Annotated in this window: 17 protein-coding genes, 4 tRNA genes and 1 other RNA gene; 14 read left to right on the forward strand and 8 right to left on the reverse strand. The window is 71.2% G+C overall.

All coding sequences use genetic code 11. The features are described 5' to 3' along the window. The first annotated feature begins 70 nt into the window (after positions 1-70). The 8 genes from ACIBLC_RS15240 to ACIBLC_RS15275 all read left to right on the forward strand — a co-directional run bounded on the left by ACIBLC_RS15240 (position 71) and on the right by ACIBLC_RS15275 (position 4,611). Complete coding sequence (locus ACIBLC_RS15240) at positions 71-736, forward strand: DUF2637 domain-containing protein (RefSeq protein WP_399211377.1); 666 nt, start codon at positions 71-73, stop codon at positions 734-736. Between the two features lie 18 nt (positions 737-754). Further along, complete coding sequence (locus ACIBLC_RS15245; RefSeq protein ID WP_399211378.1) at positions 755-970, forward strand: hypothetical protein; 216 nt, start codon at positions 755-757, stop codon at positions 968-970. Beyond that, entirely contained in the window at positions 940-1,131 is a 192-nt protein-coding gene (locus tag ACIBLC_RS15250; protein ID WP_326721714.1) for a mobile element transfer protein, read from the forward strand. The genes ACIBLC_RS15245 and ACIBLC_RS15250 overlap by 31 nt, the downstream gene beginning before the upstream one ends. Positions 1,132-1,141: 10 nt before the next feature. Then, positions 1,142-1,336 (forward strand): hypothetical protein, encoded by a 195-nt coding sequence (locus tag ACIBLC_RS15255; RefSeq protein WP_399211379.1) that lies wholly within the window; start codon positions 1,142-1,144, stop codon positions 1,334-1,336. 17 nt (positions 1,337-1,353) lie between these two features. Beyond that, positions 1,354-1,653 (forward strand): SpdD protein, encoded by a 300-nt coding sequence (locus tag ACIBLC_RS15260; RefSeq protein ID WP_399211380.1) that lies wholly within the window; start codon positions 1,354-1,356, stop codon positions 1,651-1,653. Between the two features lie 153 nt (positions 1,654-1,806). Then, positions 1,807-3,126 carry a replication initiator gene (locus ACIBLC_RS15265; RefSeq protein ID WP_399211381.1) on the forward strand — a complete coding sequence of 440 codons (1,320 nt, stop codon included), beginning with the start codon at positions 1,807-1,809 and terminating at the stop codon, positions 3,124-3,126. Beyond that, positions 3,119-3,364, forward strand: coding sequence for an excisionase family DNA-binding protein (locus ACIBLC_RS15270; protein WP_384457793.1), 246 nt, complete (start codon positions 3,119-3,121; stop codon positions 3,362-3,364). The genes ACIBLC_RS15265 and ACIBLC_RS15270 overlap by 8 nt, the downstream gene beginning before the upstream one ends. Continuing rightward, a complete protein-coding gene (locus tag ACIBLC_RS15275) occupies positions 3,361-4,611 on the forward strand; it encodes a tyrosine-type recombinase/integrase (protein ID WP_399211382.1) in 1,251 nt (416 codons plus the stop codon). The genes ACIBLC_RS15270 and ACIBLC_RS15275 overlap by 4 nt, the downstream gene beginning before the upstream one ends. 79 nt (positions 4,612-4,690) lie before the next feature. Here ACIBLC_RS15275 and ACIBLC_RS15280 read toward each other — a convergent pair. After that, positions 4,691-4,778 (reverse strand) — tRNA-Ser (locus ACIBLC_RS15280). Between the two features lie 71 nt (positions 4,779-4,849). Between ACIBLC_RS15280 and ffs the strand changes: the two genes are divergently transcribed. From ffs to ACIBLC_RS15310, 6 genes are all read left to right on the forward strand, one after another. Continuing rightward, positions 4,850-4,948, forward strand: an RNA gene (ffs, locus tag ACIBLC_RS15285) — signal recognition particle sRNA small type. Between the two features lie 107 nt (positions 4,949-5,055). Beyond that, positions 5,056-7,404 carry a DNA polymerase III subunit gamma and tau gene (locus ACIBLC_RS15290; protein ID WP_399211383.1) on the forward strand — a complete coding sequence of 783 codons (2,349 nt, stop codon included), beginning with the start codon at positions 5,056-5,058 and terminating at the stop codon, positions 7,402-7,404. A gap of 220 nt (positions 7,405-7,624) precedes the next feature. Continuing rightward, complete coding sequence (gene purD, locus ACIBLC_RS15295) at positions 7,625-8,878, forward strand: phosphoribosylamine--glycine ligase (protein ID WP_399211384.1); 1,254 nt, start codon at positions 7,625-7,627, stop codon at positions 8,876-8,878. A gap of 308 nt (positions 8,879-9,186) precedes the next feature. Continuing rightward, positions 9,187-11,223, forward strand: a complete 2,037-nt coding sequence (locus tag ACIBLC_RS15300) for a hypothetical protein (protein WP_399211432.1) — start codon at positions 9,187-9,189, stop codon at positions 11,221-11,223. A 186-nt stretch (positions 11,224-11,409) separates the two neighbouring features. Beyond that, positions 11,410-12,942: a N,N-dimethylformamidase beta subunit family domain-containing protein gene (locus ACIBLC_RS15305; RefSeq protein ID WP_399211385.1), complete on the forward strand. Its 1,533-nt coding sequence runs from the start codon at positions 11,410-11,412 to the stop codon at positions 12,940-12,942. A gap of 156 nt (positions 12,943-13,098) precedes the next feature. Further along, positions 13,099-14,010, forward strand: coding sequence for a phosphoribosylaminoimidazolesuccinocarboxamide synthase (locus ACIBLC_RS15310; protein WP_399211386.1), 912 nt, complete (start codon positions 13,099-13,101; stop codon positions 14,008-14,010). 63 nt (positions 14,011-14,073) lie between these two features. Here the strand turns inward: ACIBLC_RS15310 and ACIBLC_RS15315 are convergent. From ACIBLC_RS15315 to ACIBLC_RS15345, 7 genes are all read right to left on the reverse strand, one after another. After that, positions 14,074-14,149, reverse strand: a tRNA-Gly gene (locus ACIBLC_RS15315). Positions 14,150-14,172: 23 nt separating this feature from the next. Next, positions 14,173-14,820 (reverse strand): response regulator, encoded by a 648-nt coding sequence (locus tag ACIBLC_RS15320; RefSeq protein ID WP_399211387.1) that lies wholly within the window; start codon positions 14,818-14,820, stop codon positions 14,173-14,175. After that, positions 14,817-16,232, reverse strand: a complete 1,416-nt coding sequence (locus ACIBLC_RS15325) for a sensor histidine kinase (RefSeq protein WP_399211388.1) — start codon at positions 16,230-16,232, stop codon at positions 14,817-14,819. Before ACIBLC_RS15325 ends, ACIBLC_RS15320 begins: the two co-directional genes overlap by 4 nt. A 20-nt stretch (positions 16,233-16,252) precedes the next feature. Continuing rightward, positions 16,253-16,996, reverse strand: coding sequence for an ABC transporter permease (locus ACIBLC_RS15330; RefSeq protein WP_399211389.1), 744 nt, complete (start codon positions 16,994-16,996; stop codon positions 16,253-16,255). 59 nt (positions 16,997-17,055) lie between these two features. Continuing rightward, positions 17,056-18,069 (reverse strand): ABC transporter ATP-binding protein, encoded by a 1,014-nt coding sequence (locus ACIBLC_RS15335; protein WP_399211390.1) that lies wholly within the window; start codon positions 18,067-18,069, stop codon positions 17,056-17,058. Positions 18,070-18,210: 141 nt separating this feature from the next. Then, positions 18,211-18,286: transfer RNA gene (locus tag ACIBLC_RS15340), tRNA-Gly, on the reverse strand. A 79-nt stretch (positions 18,287-18,365) separates the two neighbouring features. Further along, positions 18,366-18,437: transfer RNA gene (locus ACIBLC_RS15345), tRNA-Gly, on the reverse strand. Between the last annotated feature and the right edge of the window lie 220 nt (positions 18,438-18,657).

Consider the following 18,657-nt stretch of genomic DNA (forward strand, 5'->3'; position numbering starts at 1 on the left):
TGGCACGACCGTCTCGTGCCAAGTCCCTACCCCTGCCGTGCCCGAAACCGATCGAGAGGACGTGATCAGGATGGCCGAGAGTTCCTCGGCGCGTGCACTTCCGAACCGCGTGGATGCCGTACTGATCCAGGCGGCTATTGCCGCCGCGTTGTCCTTCGCTCATCTCCACGACCTGGCTGTCGCCGCCGGACAGGACGGCTGGAAGGCATGGGCCTACCCGGTGAGCGTCGATCTCCTGTTGGTCGCGGCCTGGAAGCGGTTGCGGTCGGGGGAATCCAAGGCGGCCGGATGGTCCTGGTTCCTCGTCGCGCTGGCCGCCAGTCTCGGCGCCAATGTTGCGACGGCGGGGCTCCTCGACCTCGACAACGTTCCGGCCTGGCTCCGTATCACCGTGGCTGGTTGGCCGGCGGTCGCGTTCCTCGGCGGCACGTTGCTCGCTCACGGAAGCACCGATCGTTCCGCAGCGACCGCCGAGCAGCACGAGGGCCTGACGAAGACAACGACGCGACCCGATCCCGACTCCGGGGCTGCTCCCGAGTCGCCTCCCGCTGCCCCGCGGCCCGCGCTCACCGCCAGTCCAGCCGACCAGGTTCCGGCCGCCCTCGTCGAGCACGCCCGGAAAGTGGCCGCCGAACACCACACCCGCACGGGCGCCTCCATCGACACAGCAACCCTCCGTGCCCGGCTGGGTGTCCCGGCCCCGCTCGCGGAGGCCATCGCCGCTCAACTCGCCTGACCGACAAGGAATCCGCTCTTGCATTCGTCCACGCTGCGAGCCCTCCGGCGCGCTGCCGAACTGACCCGTCAGAACAGGTTCACCGAGGCCGTCCTGATCGCCGAGCCCGTGATCCTCAACGCCGACATCGACGAGGGCGACGAGATCCGTCGCTGGTTGACCGACCACGTCGCCGACTTCACCGGACAGAAGGAGACCCGCTCATGCCCGCCGAACGCCGCTTCCGTCGAGTGATCCGCATCGGCCCCGTACAGGTCGGCACTTTCTACGACGGCCGGGGCCGCGAGAAGCACACAGCCGCTTGTACGGCCCCGCGCTGCGGCTTCTCGACCGACTACGACAGCCGGGCCGCCGCCGAGCTGGCAGCCCGAACCCACCGATGCTCCGCCCGCTGAGGAGATCCCAGTGACCGTCAGCCTGCCCCTCGTCTTCGTCCTCGGGGTCATCGCCTGGGCCGCGATCAAGTTCCTTGGCATCCGCCTCTGGGTCGCCGTCGTGATCGCCCTCTTCGGCTTCTGGCTCTCTCAGACCTTCCTTGCCCCCGCGATCGAGTCCGGCACCCGCTCCGGAGTCGACGTCATCGACGGCACCAACCGCTGAAAGACAGGAGAACCGCCGTGCTGCTCCGCCCGAAACTGCCCGACTCCGCACCTGTCGCGACGGCACACGTCGTCGCCTCTGCCGAGCAACGCGCCGCCCCGGTGGCCTGCTCGTGCAGCCACGCGCACGCGCCGGTGCCGTCCCCCAGCAGCCCTGTTGCCCCGTTCCTGGCTCGCCCTGCCGCTGCCGTCGCGTGCGTTCTCGTCGTCGGCGTGGTCCTGACCGCTCTCCTGGCCACGGTCGCCATAACGGCCGTCTCCGTATCCATCGCGGCCCTCGTGCTGCGCTCCCTGCTCAACGGCGCCAATAGGCGCTGACCAGCCTGCCGGGGCGGCCTCGATACCGCCAAGCATCCCGCCGCCCCGGCAGGCGCGGACCTCCCGACCAACAGCCGAAAGGACAGCTCCATCATTACCGGACGCACTTCGCCCCCGCTCGCAGACCTGGGGGCACTCGCGACGCTCGGCAACATGCCGACCCTCGTGCGGCAGTTGCGAGGCCTGGGCGGGTGTACGAACCCCGTACGCCTCGACGGACACCGGACCGAATACCAACTCAACTCTCAGACAGGGGAGATCGGCCGAGTCCTGCACCACCTGGACTCCTCGACTCTTCCCGCCGGCCGTCTGCTCATACGGTGCAACAACCGTCGTACGACCCGCTGTTCGGCCTGTGCCGAGACCTATCGGCGCGACACCTACCACCTGATCACAGCGGGCCTGCGCGGCGGCAAGGGCACTCCTGACACCGTCGCCGCCCACCCCCGAGTGTTCGCCACCTTCACCGCACCCGGCTTCGGGCCGGTTCACAACCGGCCCGCCGACCGACGGGGCACCGTACGCCCTTGCCGCTGCGGCACGTTGCACGACCAGGACGACTCCGAGCTCGGCACTCCGCTCGACCCGGCCACGTACGACTACGAAGCGGCGGTGCTCTGGAACGCACATGCCGGGATGCTCTGGCGCCGGTTCTCGATCTATCTCCGTCGAGAGGTGGCCAAGCGGGCGGGACTCTCGCAGAGGGCATTCCCGGACCACGCGCGCGTGTCCTTCGCGAAGGTCGCCGAGTACCAACGGCGCGGCGCCGTGCACTTCCACGCCGTGATCCGCATCGACGGCCCGGAGGGCGGGAGCAGCACCCCACCGCCCTGGGCCACGGCCGAGCTGCTGACTGATGCCATCGCTGCCGCGGCTGCCAAGGCAACGGTGGTCGGCCCCGTGGTCGACGGCCGAGCGCACGTCTTCACCTTCGGACGCCAACTCGACGTCCGGCCCATCCGATCCGCCGACTTCGACGGCTCGACCGAGCTGACGGAACGCGCGGTGGCGGCCTACATCGCCAAGTACGCGACCAAGGGAGCAGAAGCCGCGACAGGCACCCTGGACCGGCCGATCAGGTTCCTCGCCGAGCTCGACGGCGTACGGATCACGGACCACGCACGCCGCATGATCCGAACCGCCTGGAATCTCGGCGCTCGCCGCGAACTGGCAGAGCTGCGGCTCAGGGCCTGGGCTCACATGCTCGGCTTCCGCGGCCACTTCTCCACCAAGACCCGCCGCTACTCCACCACCCTCGGCGCACTTCGCAACGCCCGAGCCGAATGGCGCCGCGCAGAGGCACTTGCAGCTCTGCCCGACGACCCGCGCCCCGACCTCGACGACCAGGAGGAGACGACGTACGTCCTCGCCCACTGGGCCTTCGCCGGAATCGGCCTCACACGCGGTGAGGAATGGCTCGCTGCCACCCTCGCCCCCGCCCCTGGAACGGAAGGAGAACCGACCCATGGTTGAGTCGGCACGTACTCACGCCGTTCTCCAAGCACTCGACGCATCGCTCGCGCTGCTGACCGTTGAGGAGGCGGCGCGACGACTCCGCATAGGCCGTACGACGTGCTTCAAGCTCGTGCGTGCCGGCGAGATCGAGTCCGTGACGGTCGGTCGTCTCCGCCGCGTTCCGCCCGATGCTCTACCCGCTTACGTGTCGGAATTACGTCGTCGTACCGGCAACCGGCGTGAGGGGCGGGCATGACAGAGCAGAAGCGCACCCGCCAGCCCAACGGCGCCTCGTCGATCTACCTCGGCAAGGACGGCAAATGGCACGGCCGGGTGACGGTCGGAGTCAAAGACGACGGCAAGCCCGATCGCCGTCACATCGAGCGCAAGACCAAGGCCGAAGTGACCAAGGCCGTCCGCGAGATGGAGCGGGCCCGGGACGACAAGAAACTCCGGAAGCCGGGCAAGGGGTGGACCGTCCAGAGCTGGCTTGAGCACTGGGTCGAGAACATCGCCAAGCCGTACGTCTCCGAGAACACGTATGACGGGTACGAGGTCGACGTACGCGTTCACCTCGTCCCTGGCCTGGGCGCTCACAAGCTCGACCGCCTGGAGCCCGAGCACCTCGAACGCTTCTACGGGAAGATGCAGAGCTCCGGGAGCTCCGCCGGCACCGCTCACCACGCGCACCGGACGATCAGGGTCGCCCTGGGTGAGGCAGTCCGTCGCGGGCACGTCGTCACCAACGCTGCCGAGATCGCCAAGGCTCCCCGCCTGGAAGAAGAGGACATCGAGCCGTTCACGATCGAGGAGGTACAGAGCCTCCTCGTCGAAGCGGCCAAGCTCCGCAACAGCGCTCGGTGGGTCGTCGCCCTGGCGCTCGGTCTCCGCCAAGGTGAGGCGCTCGGCCTGCACTGGGAAGACGTCGACCTGGACGCGGGGTACGTCCGTATCCGTAAGAACCGGCTGCGCCCGAAGTACGCGCACGGCTGCGGCGCCAACCCGTGTGGCCGGAAGGCGGGCTACTGCCCCAAGAAGGAGCAGACCCGTCGCGAACACAAGTCCACCAAGTCCCGAGCCGGACGGCGCACCATCGGCCTGCCCGATCCGCTGATCAAGATTCTCCGGCAGCACAAGGAAGTCCAGGAGCGGGAGCGGATCGCGGCCGGCGCCGACTGGGAGGGCAAGGGGTACGTCTTCGCCTCGCCGGCTGGTGGGCCGCTGAGCCCGAACACCGACTTCCACGTCTGGAAGCGACTCCTGAAGGACGCGGGTGTGCGAGACGGTCGTCTCCATGACGCTCGGCACACCGCCGCGACCGTGCTCCTGATTCTCGGCGTCCCAGACGTCGTGATCGACTCGATCATGGGTTGGGAGCCCGGGGGAGCGGCCAGGATGCGCGCTCGCTACATGCACGTGACGGGGACCATGCTCCGCAAGGTCGCCCAGCAGGTTGGCGACGCTCTTTGGGAGCCGACCGGATCGGACAACAGAACCAACTGAGACGGAAAATGAGACGGAAACCGTCGAAGGGCCCCACCGCAAGCGGTGGGGCCCTTCGACATCGTGCCCGGTGAGGCACTGGCGGAGGATACGAGATTCGAACTCGTGAGGGGTTGCCCCCAACACGCTTTCCAAGCGTGCGCCCTAGGCCACTAGGCGAATCCTCCGCGGCAAACAATACAAGACGTTGAGGAGTGCTCGCGAACTCGTTCCCACCGGCAGGTTCCTGTACTCTGTGCGGAGCCCCTCACGTGGCGCTATCTGACTGAACTCCCCCAGGGCCGGAAGGCAGCAAGGGTAGGTTGGCTCTGGCGGGTGCGTGGGGGGCGCTTGCGTTTGCGTGCCGTACTTGCAGGGGCGTGGGCGGGGGCCTGTACGGGTGTGGGGCCGGGGGCGGCTTCCGGGCGGTCCCTGTTGTCAGTGGGCGCCTATAACCTCGTACGCGTGTCGTCTCTCGCGCTGTACCGCCGTTATCGCCCGGAGTCGTTCGCCGAGGTCATCGGGCAGGAGCATGTAACCGACCCGTTGCAGCAGGCGCTGCGGAACAACCGGGTCAATCACGCGTACCTGTTCAGCGGTCCGCGCGGGTGCGGGAAGACCACCAGCGCGCGGATCCTGGCCCGCTGTCTGAACTGCGAGCAGGGGCCGACGCCGACGCCGTGCGGAGAGTGCCGGTCGTGCCGCGACCTGGCGAGGAACGGGCCGGGTTCGATCGACGTCATCGAGATCGACGCCGCGTCCCACGGTGGTGTCGACGACGCCCGTGACCTGCGCGAGAAGGCCTTCTTCGGGCCCGCCGGGAGCCGGTACAAGATCTACATCATCGACGAGGCCCACATGGTCACGTCGGCCGGTTTCAACGCGCTGCTGAAGGTCGTCGAAGAGCCGCCCGAGCATCTCAAGTTCATCTTCGCCACCACCGAGCCCGAGAAGGTCATCGGGACGATCCGCTCGCGGACCCACCACTACCCGTTCCGGCTCGTGCCGCCTGGGACCCTTCGGGAGTACCTCGGCGAGGTCTGCGGGCAGGAGGGCATTCCCGTCGCGGAGGGAGTACTGCCCCTGGTGGTGCGGGCCGGCGCCGGGTCCGTGCGTGACTCCATGTCCGTCATGGACCAGCTGCTCGCGGGCGCGGGCGACGCCGGTGTGACGTACGCCATGGCCACCTCCCTGCTCGGGTACACGGACGGGTCGCTGCTCGATTCCGTCGTCGAGGCCTTCGCCGCCGGGGACGGCGCCGCGGCCTTCGAGGTCGTGGACCGGATCATCGAGGGCGGTAACGATCCAAGGCGGTTCGTCGCCGACCTGCTGGAGCGGCTGCGGGATCTCGTGATCCTCGCGGCCGTGCCCGACGCCGCCGAGAAAGGGCTCATCGACGCTCCCGTCGACGTGGTGGAGCGGATGCAGGCCCAGGCCGGCGTCTTCGGCGCCGCCGAGCTGAGCCGTGCCGCCGATCTCGTCAACGAGGGACTGACGGAGATGCGCGGCGCCACCTCGCCGCGACTCCAGATCGAACTCATCTGCGCGCGCGTGCTGCTTCCCGCCGCGTACGGGGACGAGCGGTCCCTCATGGCCCGGCTGGACCGCATCGAGCGCGGGGTGAACTTCTCCGGGGGCGGGGGCGCGCCTTCCATGGGGTACGTGCCTGGGGCCGATGCGCCTCTGCACGTGCCTGGGCCCGGGCACGCGCAGGGTGGGGCTCCGGCCTCGGCGGGGCAGGCGGTTCCTCCCGGGAGCGGCGTCGCGGCGGCTCGGGCCGCGGTGCGTGGGTCGGGGGCCGGGCCGGTCGCCGACCTGGCCGCTACCGCCCCGGTAGCCACCGCCCCGGTCGCTCCCTCCTCGGCTCCTCCGGCCGCTTCTCCCGCACCTTCTGTCAGCGCACCTCCCACGGCCGCACCTCGCCCGCCCGTACCTCCCACGCCCGCAGTTCCTGAGGCCGCACCTCCCGCGGCGGAGCGGCCGCAGGCTCCGACCGCTCCCGCCGCTCCACCGGCGCCCTCCGCTCCGTCGGGCACCGCGCCCGGCTCCTGGCCCACCCCGACGGCCGCGGGCAGTGGCCGGCGTCCCGGCGGATGGCCGACGGCGGTACCCACGGGCGGAGGACAGCCGGCTGCGCCCGCGGCCCCGGCGCCGTCGGCCGCGGCGTCCGCACCCGCTCCGGCCGCCGGCTTCGCGTCTCCCACGGGCGGCGGCCCCGACCCCCGCACGCTCTGGCCGAACATCCTGGAAGCGGTGAAGAACCGTCGCCGGTTCACCTGGATCCTGCTCAGCCAGAACGCGCAGGTGACGGGATTCGACGGCACGACTCTGCAGATCGGCTTCGTCAACGCGGGCGCCCGGGACAACTTCGCGAGCAGCGGCAGCGAAGAGGTGCTGCGGCAGGCGTTGTCCGAGCAGTTCAACGTCCAGTGGAAGATCGACGCCATCGTCGACACCTCGGGCGGCTCGGGTGGGCCGGGCGGTCCAGGAGGCTCGGTGCCGCCCGCGCCGGGTGGCGGATCCGGGTACGGCGGGGGGTACGGCGGGGCGCCGGCACCCTCGCGGCCCGCGCCCCAGCAGCCGTCGTCCCCGGCTCCGGGCTCCGCCGCGTCCCCTGGCCCTTCCGGGAGCCACGCTTCCGCCGAACCCACGCGGGCATTCGCTCCCGCCGCCCCCGAACCGCCCCCGGTCGCCCCCGAGGACGACATCCCCGAGGACGACGACCCCGATCTCGTCGAGTCCGCCCTCTCGGGCTACGACCTGATCGTCCGCGAACTGGGGGCCACGGTGGTGGAGGAGTTCTCGAACGAGTAACGGGTAACGAGTAACGGGTACCAGATAACAGGTAACGAGCGATCAGCGACGAGTAGCGAGCGACGGGTAGCGGGACAATCCGGTGGGCGCGAGTCGCCGGTTCGGACACCCGGTGGGGGCGAGGCGCCAGTAAGGGCGTTGGAGGATCCCACCATCATCCGCACCCCCTCCTTCGGCGGCCCCCACAAAGGCACCCGCTCCCGGCGGTTAGGCTGACCCCGTGAAGGTCCTTGTCATCGGTAGCGGCGCCCGCGAGCACGCCCTGTGCCGTTCCCTGTCCCTCGACCCCGACGTCACCGCCCTGTACTGCGCCCCCGGGAACGCAGGCATCGCGCAGGTGGCCGAGCCGCACGCGGTCGACGCCCTCGACGGCGTGGCCGTGGCCGCGCTGGCCACGGAGCTCGGCGCCGAGCTGGTGATCGTCGGCCCGGAGGCCCCGCTCGTCGCGGGGGTCGCCGATGCCGTGCGCGCCGTGGGCATCCCCTGCTTCGGCCCCTCCAAGGAGGCCGCGGAGCTGGAGGGTTCCAAGGCCTTCGCCAAGGATGTGATGGCAGGAGCGGGCGTTCCGACGGCACGCTCGTACGTCTGCACCACACCGGACGAGGTCGAGGAGGCGCTCGACGCCTTCGGTGCCCCGTACGTCGTGAAGGACGACGGGCTCGCGGCCGGCAAGGGCGTCGTCGTGACCGACGATCTCGCGAAGGCCCGTGACCACGCCAACGCGTGCGACCGCGTCGTCATCGAGGAGTTCCTCGACGGCCCCGAGGTCTCCCTCTTCGCGATCACGGACGGCGAGACCGTGGTCCCGTTGCAGCCCGCCCAGGACTTCAAGCGGGCGCTGGACGGCGACGAGGGCCCGAACACCGGCGGCATGGGCGCGTACTCGCCGCTGCCCTGGGCCGACCCCAAGCTCGTCGAGGAGGTCATGCAGACCGTCCTCCAGCCGACCGTCGACGAACTGCGGCGCCGCGGCACCCCGTTTTCCGGCCTTCTTTACGCGGGCCTGGCGATCACCGGCCGAGGCGTACGGGTCATCGAGTTCAACGCCCGCTTCGGCGATCCCGAGACCCAGGTCGTCCTGGCCCGCTTGAAGACGCCCCTCTCCGGGGTGCTGCTGGCCGCGGCGAACGGCACTCTCGCCGATCTGGAACCCCTGCGCTGGAGCGACGCCGCGGCCGTCACCGTGGTCATCGCCTCGCACAACTACCCGGACACCCCGCGCACCGGCGACCCGATCACCGGGCTCGACGAGGTGGCGGCCCAGGACGCCCCGTACGCCTACGTTCTGCACGCCGGGACCAGGCACGACGGCGAGACGGTCGTCAGCGCCGGGGGCCGGGTGCTCTCCGTCACGGCGACCGGCACCGACCTCACCGAGGCACGTGAACGTGCGTACGAGGCGGTCGGCCGCATCCGTCTTGACGGTTCGCAGCACCGCACGGACATCGCGGCGAAGGCGGCGGCAGAGGCGTAGAGCCTGGTCAGCACAGTTTTCCGGGCCCCGGATTCCGTACGGAATCCGGGGCCCGATCATTGCCCACCGTCATCCACCTTTCCCCAGAGCCATTCCATCGAGTGACCGATGCCCCATCCGGCTGACGGAGGGCGGGGCCCCAACTAGGGTGCGGCGAAAGCGTTCCGGCACTTGGCCCACCGGCATTGCGATGTCGGTGGCGGGTGCCACAGTGGGGGAGTGAGCAACGCCAGGACATCCGCCGACGCGGGCTGCGAGACAGCCCGCGCCGGGCGGACCGTAGGGGGTGAGGTCCGGTCGTGACAGGTATGGGTGTGGAGGTGGGCGCGCAGTCCGCGCGCTCCCGGGCTCTGGCCGTGCTGCGTGTCCGCAGCAGGGCGCTGGCCGTCGCCCTGCTGCCCGCGGCCGTCGCCGTCGTCCTGGTGGCCGGCGGCTCCACCGGGCACATCACCGGCGGCGGCTGGGACACCACCCGCTGGATCGTGACCGGCTTCGCCGCCGTCGTGCTCCTCGCCGCCGCGGGCATCGCGCTGGTCGTCGCCCGTGCCCGGCCCGCCGTGAGTCCCACGGTCGCCATCGCCGAGGAGTCGGCGCCCGACCTCTACCGCATGGTCCGCGACCTGGCGGACCGACTCGACGTCCCGGCCCCCTCGGCGATAGCGCTCACCCCGGACTGCGACAGCTGGCTGGAGGACCGCGCCCACCTGTCGCACGGCCGGCCTGCGCCGGAGGACAAGGACGACGCGGAAGGAGCGCGAAGCCTGACAGGTGTACGCGGGATTTCGACGCGTTCCCGCCAGGCACCGTCCGCCCCTGTCCTCGTCATCGGCTCCCCCTTCCTGTGGTGGATGCGCGTCGGGGAACTGCGCGCGGTCCTCGCTCCGGTCGTCGCGGGCACGGGCCCGTCGGCGCACCCCGACATAGCCGCGGCCCGCCGTTTCGTACGGGGTCTGGACGCGGCCGTGGCCGTGGCCTCGGCGCCGACCCACGGCCCGCTGTCCCGCGCGGTGCTGGGCGGCGTCGGCTGGGTCACCCGGCTGTTGCTGCGCAGTTGCCGGGGCCACGCGGCCGAGATGGAACGAGGCGTGGCAGCCGCCGCGGCCGAGCGTGCACAGGCTGTGGACTACGGCCTGCGGATCGTCGCGCAGGAGCAGGTGGGACTGGCGTACGCGGGCTGGGACCGGCTCCTGACCCGCGTCGCGCTGCCCGCCTGGCGGATGGGCCGCTGGCCCTCCCGGCTGGACGCCGGCGTCGTCGCCGCCCTCACCGAGCTGTCCCGACGGGACCGGCTGGCCGAGGGTTTCACCTCACGGCTCGGCGAGCGCCCCGCCTGTGACCTGCTCGAAGAGCCCGGCACGGTGGACGAGGCGGCCTCGCTGCTCGCCGCCCGCCTCTTCCACGGCGGTCCCGCCGAGCCCGGGCCCGACTGGGCGCCCGTGGACTGGCTGGACTATCCGGACGAGGTCGTCGACCGCAAATGGCGCGCCGACGCGGCCCGCCTCCACCGGGTCCTGGACGCGCTGGGCGTCCGGCACGCCCCGAACCCGGCCACACCCGACTCCGGCGGCCCCACGCTGGCCCGCGTGATGAACCACCTGATGACTTCGCCGGACGACGACAAGGACGTACTGGACGAGGACAAGGACGTACCGGGCGAGGACAAGGACGTCCCGGGCGAGAACCGGGACGTACCGGGCGGCGGCAAGGACGTATACGCAGCGGACGGGGACACGGACGTATCGGGTACGGACTTGGGCCGGGACCCGAACTCGGACCGGGACCCGAACTCGGACTCGGGCCCGCACCCGGACCCGCACCCGGACCTAGACCCGCACCCGACCCCCGACGGAGCCCTCGCCCCCGAGACCCCCACCCCCGCCTACGCCGAGATGGGCATCGGCCTCGACGAGGACGACGCGGAGCTCGGGAACGAGCGGACGGCCGCGCTCGCGGCGGGGCTCAGCGCGGAGGTGGCACGCGAGGAGGCGGCGGCACCGGACCTGACGTCCGGATCGCCGGCGGCCGGCGCCGAGCCGCAGGGGCCCGACCTGGCCTTCTGGGACGACGGACTGCTGCCCCTCTTCCCGCTTCAGCCGCCGCGGACCGGCCGCGAGCTGCTGGCCGACCATGTGACGGCCATGGTGTGCTGCGCCGCGATGGACACGGCGGGCGCGGCGCCGGGCCTCGACTGGCTCGACGGGCCCTCACTCCTCGTCGACGGCGAACGTGCCGCCGACCTGAGCCCGCGCGTCCTGACCCTCGTCGAAACCGGCGACCCCGCTCCTCTCCGCGACTGGCTCCGCCGTCTGGGCGTCCGCCCCGAGAAACCGGTCCGCCTGATCTGAACGCGGCGCCCGCCCCTTCCGGGCCCGCTCGTTCAATTCGCGACGAAGGGTGACGGCGTGCGTGCGTAATGTGATGTGCTGGGACCGAATCGCGCACACAGCAGGGACGCACGAGGACATAAAAGGACGTACAGGAACATATGCGGGCGTAAAAGGGACGCGATGGCAACAGGGAGGGGAGTCGGCATGGGGTCCGAGCAGATTCGCCGCTGGGAGTCGGGTGCACTCGCCCACGCCGTCACGGACCCTTTCGGCCAGGGCCCGGTCCCCTGGCTCCGCGGCGACGAGCAGTACTTCGACGACACCGGTCACGTCGTCCCCTGGTACATCGACCACGCCCCCGGCGCCGTCAGCCCTCCCGAGAGGGGACGCGGCCGCCGGACCCATGCGGCCGAGGACGCCGTCAGCGCCATCCCGCATCCCAGGGCCGGCGGCCCCCGCCCCGCGGACGACGTCCACCGCCAGATCAAGGGGTTCACCTCCACCGGCGCGGTCGCCCCCGGTGAGGCCATCGACTTCCGTGTCACGGTGGACCCGCCGCAGGAATTCAGCGTCGACGTCTACCGGATCGGCCACTACGGGGGCGACGGAGCCGCGAAGATCACCACCAGCCCCCGCCTCTCCGGCATCGTCCAGCCGCCGCCGCTCACCGCCGACCGCACGGTCTCCTGCCACCACTGGTGGCTGTCCTGGCGTCTGCAGATCCCGAGCTACTGGAACATCGGCGCGTACGTGGCCGTACTCACCACCGCGGACGGCTACCGCTCCCACGTCCCCTTCACCGTCCGGGACAACCACCCGGCGGACCTGCTCCTGATCCTCCCGGACATCACCTGGCAGGCGTACAACCTCTACCCGGAGGACGGCCACACCGGCGCCAGCTTCTACCACGCGTGGGACGAGGACGGCCGGCTGCTCGGCGAGGCCGACGCCGCGACGACGGTCTCCTTCGACCGCCCCTACGCCGGCGCGGGCCTCCCGCTCCACGTGGGCCACGCCTACGACTTCATCCGCTGGGCCGAGCGTTACGGCTACGACCTCGCCTACGCCGACGCCCGCGACCTGCACTCCGGCCGGATCGACCCCACCCGCTACCGTGGACTGGTCTTCCCGGGCCACGACGAGTACTGGTCGCCGTCGATGCGCCGCATCGCCGAACTCGCCCGCGGACACGGCACCTCGCTCGTCTTCCTCTCGGCCAACACCATGTACTGGCAGGTCGAGTTGGGCCCGTCCCCGTCCGGCGCCGCCGACCGACTGCTGACCTGCCGCAAGCGCAGAGGCCCCGGAAAACCGGCCCTGTGGCGTGAGATCGACCGGCCGGAGCAGCAACTCATCGGCATCCAGTACGCGGGCAGGGTCCCCGACCCGCACCCCCTCATCGTGCGCAACGCCGACCACTGGCTCTGGGAGGCGACCGGCGCGCACGAGAGCGACGAGCTCACCGGCATGGTCGCGGGCGAGGCCGACCGCTACTTCCCGCGCATCCCGCTCCCCGAGCACCAGGGGCGCATCCTGCTGGCCCACTCCCCGTACGCCGACAGCGAGGGCACCTCCCGCCACCAGGAGACCTCCCTCTACCGCGCTCCCTCCGGCGCCCTGGTCTTCGCCTCCGGCACCTTCGCCTGGTCCCCGGCCCTGGACCGCCCGGGTCATGTGGACCCGCGCGTCCAGCGAGCCACGGCCAACCTCCTGGACCGCATCTGCAAACACGACTGAACCCGCATGGAACGCCCTCCGGTGGGGACCCGCCCAGCGCACTCGTCAGCGCGCCCCCGCGCCCCGGCCGCGAGGCACCCCACGTACCCCCCGGCCGAACCCGCTCCCCTCATACGGGAGAATCGAGACACATGGACAGAACCACGCGGAGGAACCGTGTCCGGATTCGTTGAAAAGCCCGAGCCGCTTCAGGTTCCGGGACTGGTGCATCTGCACACCGGCAAGGTGCGTGATCTGTACCAGAACGAGGCGGGCGACCTCGTGATGGTCGCCAGCGACCGCATCTCCGCCTACGACTGGGTGCTGCCCACCGAGATTCCCGACAAGGGCCGCACCCTCACCCAGCTCTCCCTGTGGTGGTTCGACAAGCTCGCCGACCTGGTCCCCAACCATGTGCTGGGCACCGAACTCCCGCCGGGCGCCCCGGCCGACTGGGCGGGCCGCACCCTGATCTGCAAGTCGCTGCGGATGTCCCCGGTCGAGTGCGTCGCCCGCGGCTACCTCACCGGCTCGGGCCTCACCGAGTACCAGCAGACCCAGACGGTCTGCGGGCTCGGCCTCCCCGAGGGCCTGACCGACGGCTCCGAGCTCCCCGGGCCGATCTTCACCCCGGCCACCAAGGCCGCGGTCGGCGAGCACGACGAGAACGTGTCGTACGAGGAGGTCGCCCGTCAGGTCGGCGCCGAGACCGCGGCCCGGCTGCGCCAGACGACCCTCGCCGTCTACACCCGCGCCCGCGACATCGCCCGCCACCGGGGCATCATCCTCGCGGACACCAAGTTCGAGTTCGGCTTCGAGGGAACCGGCGAGAGCGAGACCCTGGTCCTCGCCGACGAGGTGCTGACCCCGGACTCCTCGCGCTTCTGGCCGGCCGAGCAGTGGGAGCCGGGTCACGCGCAGCCGTCGTACGACAAGCAGTTCGTCCGCGACTGGCTGACCTCGGCCGAGTCCGGCTGGGACCGGGCGAGCGAGCAGCCCCCTCCCGCGCTGCCGCAGCACATCGTGGACGCGACGCGCGCCAAGTACATCGAGGCGTACGAGCGCCTCACCGGTACGAGCTGGACCTGAGCACCACGCGCGCGAGGACGTACGACAGAGGCCCCGGTCGATGACCGGGGCCTCTGTCCTCGCTGGAGCGGACGACCAGGTTCGAACTGGCGACCTCAACCTTGGCAAGGTTGCGCTCTACCAACTGAGCTACGTCCGCGCTGCGCCGTGGCGCGAGAGCAACTATACCCAACCCCGCTCGCGCGCGAGACGCACCGCCGTGTGCCGGTTCTCGGCCCCGAGCTTGGTCGCGGCGGACGACAGATAGTTCCGTACGGTGCCCTGCGAGAGCGCGGCCCGCTCCGCGATCTCCGCGACCGGCGCCCCGTCGGCGGCGAATTCGAGCACCTCGGCCTCACGCGCGGTCAGCGGCGAGTCACCGGCGGAGATCGCGTCGGCGGCCAACTCGGGATCCACGTAACGGTTTCCCGCGTGCACCGTGCGAATGATCTCCGCGAGCCGCTGCGCGCTGACCGTCTTGGGGACGAACCCGCGTACACCCGCCGCGAGCGCCCGCTTCAGGTGCCCCGGACGTCCGTGACTGGTCACGATCAGCACCTGGCACGCGGGCAGTTCGGCCCGCAGGGATGTGGCCACCCTCACACCGTCGGCGCCGGGCATCTGCAGATCCAGTACGGCGACATCGGGCATGTGCGCCCGCGCCATCGTCAGTGCCTCCGGCCCGGACGCCGCCTCGGCCACCACGACCAGATCGTCCTCCAGGCCGAGCAGCGCGGCGAGCGCTCCGCGGATCAGATGCTCGTCATCGGCCAGCAGGAGGCGTACGGGAGGCGCCGACGTCACGGGCGGGACGGGTGGTACGGAAGTCATGACGTGACCCCACTCACTGGATCTGGATCTGCGTCTGCGTCTCGGTGTGGAGCTGGATACGGAGCGGGCGAGGCGGGCCGCCGGGAGGCCGCGTCCCGCTCGGAGGCGTCCGGCACGGAAGGCACCGGAACAGCGGGCACTGGAACAGATGGCACCGGAACAGATGGCACCGGCACGGATGCCACCGGAACAGATGGCACCGGAGCCGGCAGTGGTACCACCGCGGTCAGCCGGAAGACACCGCCGTCGGCGGGACCGGCCCGCAGCACCCCGCCCACCTCGGTCAGCCGTTCCCGCAGCCCCACGAGCCCGGACCCCCTGCGGAGCGTGGAGTCCGACCGGTCCTCCGTCACCCCGTCGTTCTCGACGGTGAGCGTGACCTGCCCATCCGCGACCAGCAGCGACACCGTGCACCGCTCGGCGTTCCCGTGCCGCAGCACATTCGTCGTCGCCTCCCGTACGACCCAGCCGAGCGGCGGCTGGACCTGCGCGGGCAGCCCCGTCGCCGAGCCGCGGATCTCGCATTCGATGCCGGCGGCGGTCAACACGCCCTGGGCGCCCGCGAGTTCGTTGCTCAGGTCGGCCTCCCGATAGCCGCGCACGACCTCGCGCACCTCACGCTGCGACTCCTGCGCGATGCGCTGCACCTCGATCATCTGCTCCACGGCCTCGGGCCTGCCGCGGCGCGCGAGCTGTACCGCCAGCTCGCTCTTCAGGGCGATCACCGCGAGGTTGCGGCCCATCACGTCGTGCAGATCGCGTCCGAAGCGCAGCCGCTCCTCGGCGACGGCGAGCCGGGCGCGGGTCTCGCGGGCCTCGTCGAGCGTGTAGACGGTGTCGAGCAGCCAGACGGAGAGGTGCGAGGTGCCGGCGAACAGCGCGGTGGTGATCAGGGTCACCCCTGCCGTCCCCAGCGCGGCGGCCGCCGGGAGGCCGACCAGGAGCCCCACACCCGCGACGCCGGTCGCGACGCCCGCCGCCATGACGAGCGTGCGCCTCCGGTCGCGGACGGCGAGGGCGATGGTCCCGAAGCCGTACGACGGGACCGTCACGGACAGCATGGCCGCGCCGGACTCGGTGCCCGAACCGTTGCCGCCGTGCTCGAACAGGACGAGCGCGGCGACCCCGAGCAGCGCGGTGACGCCGCCGAGCGCCCACAGGAGTCGTACGGGCAGCTCACGGTTGCCGCGTGTCCAGTCGAGCACCCGCGACGCGGTCAGCGCGCAGAACACCCCGTGCCCGCACACCGCCAGCAGCACCGGGACCACGAACCGCGCCCCCACCTGGCCGACCGCCGGAAGCCCGACGCCGGCGATCGTGACCACGGCGACGAAGTGGAACGACCAGCGGGTGTACGTCTCGACCTTCGCCGGCGTGCTCTTGCCCCGCCACCAGACCCCAGGTCTCCGCATGCTCCCGCTCCCGTCGCCTCTCACCGTCGGGGTTCCCAGCGGAACCACCGTCGTACAGCAAACACCGCGAGAACCGTCCAGGCCACCGCGATGGCGAGGGCACCCATCGCCTCCGCCGCGGAGAGGTCTCCGGTCCAGCCGCCGCGTATCAGGGTGATCACCGGGGTCAGGGGCAGCAGCTCGCAGATCCTGGCGAGGCCGTCGGGCATGAGCTCGAGGGGGAAGAAGGTGCCGGAGCCGAGCAGGGAGACCATCAGCAGTGGCATGGTCGCCACCTGGGCGCCCTCCACACTGCTGCTGAAGGCCGCGGTGACCGCGGCCAGCGGGGGCCACATGACCAGGCCCAACAGCAGTCCCAGGACGGCGAGATGAGGTGCCGAGGGCGCCCCCACGTCCAGCAGCGCGACGCATGCCGCCGTCAGGACCACGCACTGCACCAGCGCGATCGCCACCGACGGCAGAGCCGCGCCCGCGAGGATCTCGGTGTCCCGCAGCTCCCCGGTGCGCAGCCGCTTGAGGACGAGTTCCTCGCGCCGGGCCGCGTACACGGTCACCAGCGAGCTGTAGACCGCGAAGAGCAGCGAGAAGCCGATGGAGGAGGGCAGGATCACCGACCCGGTCGAGAGTCCCGCGCTCTCCAGATCCATCTGGTCGACCGTCGAACTGAGGCTGAAGGGCATCACCACCGGCACGAACAGCGCGGCGAAGAGCGTCGCCTTCGTACGCCCCAGGAGCGTGAGCTCGGCACGCGCCAGGGCGGCCATCCGTCCCGTCACGGTAGTAGTGGTCTTCGTGGGCTCTGTACTCGTTGCGGCCACCGCGCTCACGCCACCGTCTCCTTGCTCTTGTCGTCGTTCCTGTCCTGAGGGTCCTGGGGGTCCTGGGGAGCGGCGCCCGCGCCGGAGGCCCCGGCCGCCTCCCGCGCGATCCGCAGGAACGCCTCCTCCAGCGAGGCGGACCGCACATCGAGCCCCCGCAGCTCGACGCGTGTCCGCTCGGCCCACAGCAGCAGTGCGGTGGCCGTCCGCTGGAGTTCGTGGGTGCGCAGCCGGACGGTGCGCCCTTCCGTCTCGTGCCCGGTGATGCCGAGCGGGGCGAGCGGGGGCAGGTCCCCGACGAAGTAGCCGTCGGGCAGTTCGAAGGAGATCCGGGACGGCTGGGAGGCGGTCACCTCGGCCGGCGTTCCGGTGGCGGCGATGCCTCCCTCGTGCAGGATCGCGAGCCGGTCGGCCAGCTGCTCGGCCTCTTCCAGATAGTGGGTGGTCAGCAGCACGGTCGTACCGCCGTCGCGCAGTTCGCGTACCAACTCCCAGGTGCTCCGGCGTCCTTCGGCGTCGAGTCCGGTCGTCGGCTCGTCGAGGAAGAGGACCTCGGGGCGGCCGAGGAGGGCGAGCGCCAGGTCCAGGCGGCGCTTCTCGCCGCCGGACAGCTGCTTCACCCGTACGCCGGACCGCCGGGCGAGCCCGACCATGTCCAGGGCCTCCGCCGTGGGGCGCGCGCCGCTGGTGCAGCCCGCCCACATCCGTACGGTCTCCGCGACCGTCAGCTCGGAGGGGAAGCCGCCCTCCTGGAGCATCAGGCCGATCCGGGGCCGTACGAGCGCCCGCTCCTTGTACGGATCGTGCCCGAGGACCCGTACCCGGCCGCCGCTCGGGGGCGCGAGTCCCTCGAGGAGCTCGACCGTGCTGGTCTTGCCCGCCCCGTTCGTCCCCAGCAGTGCGAAGAGCTCACCGCGGCCCACGGAGAAGGTGATTCCACGCACCGCCTCGAAATCCCTCCCGTACACGCGGCGCAGCTCAGTGACCTCAATCACGTCATCGTGCTCGTTCGTGTTCATGGATTAAGCGTCCCCGCGGACAAGGCCCGGCGGCAGTGCGCGGTGTCATCACTCCGCATGACATATGTCAGACGGCTGAGACGGAGGGGAGCGCGCGAGTACGACAAAGGCCCCGGTCGATGACCGGGGCCTTGTTTTCGCTGGAGCGGACGACCAGGTTCGAACTGGCGACCTCAACCTTGGCAAGGTTGCGCTCTACCAACTGAGCTACGTCCGCATTGCCTCCGACCAGCTCTCACTGATCGGCGCGAGCACCACCCTACCTGATCCAAATGGATGCCTGGTAAGGGATGCAGAGCGGGTGACAGGAATTGCACACTGCGCCTTCCCCCTGGAAGGGGGATGTTCTACTACTGAACTACACCCGCGTGACCCCGTGAGGTTCGGCGTTTCGGCCTGGCCCCTCGGCGTGTTCCAGACTCTAGCTGACCAGCGGGGGGTCTGCGCAAGTCGGCTCCGCTCAGGGGCGGATGACCGGCCTGGACGGGACGCCGGCCGGGGGGGGGGGGGGGGGGGGGGGGGGGGGGGGGCGGGCGGCGCGGCGGCCCCGCGCGCGCCGGCGGGGGGGGGGCGGGGCCCCGCGCCCCC

Origin of the sequence: Streptomyces sp. NPDC050535 (genome assembly GCF_044457665.1) — a bacterium.
Classification (GTDB): Bacteria; Actinomycetota; Actinomycetes; order Streptomycetales; family Streptomycetaceae; genus Streptomyces.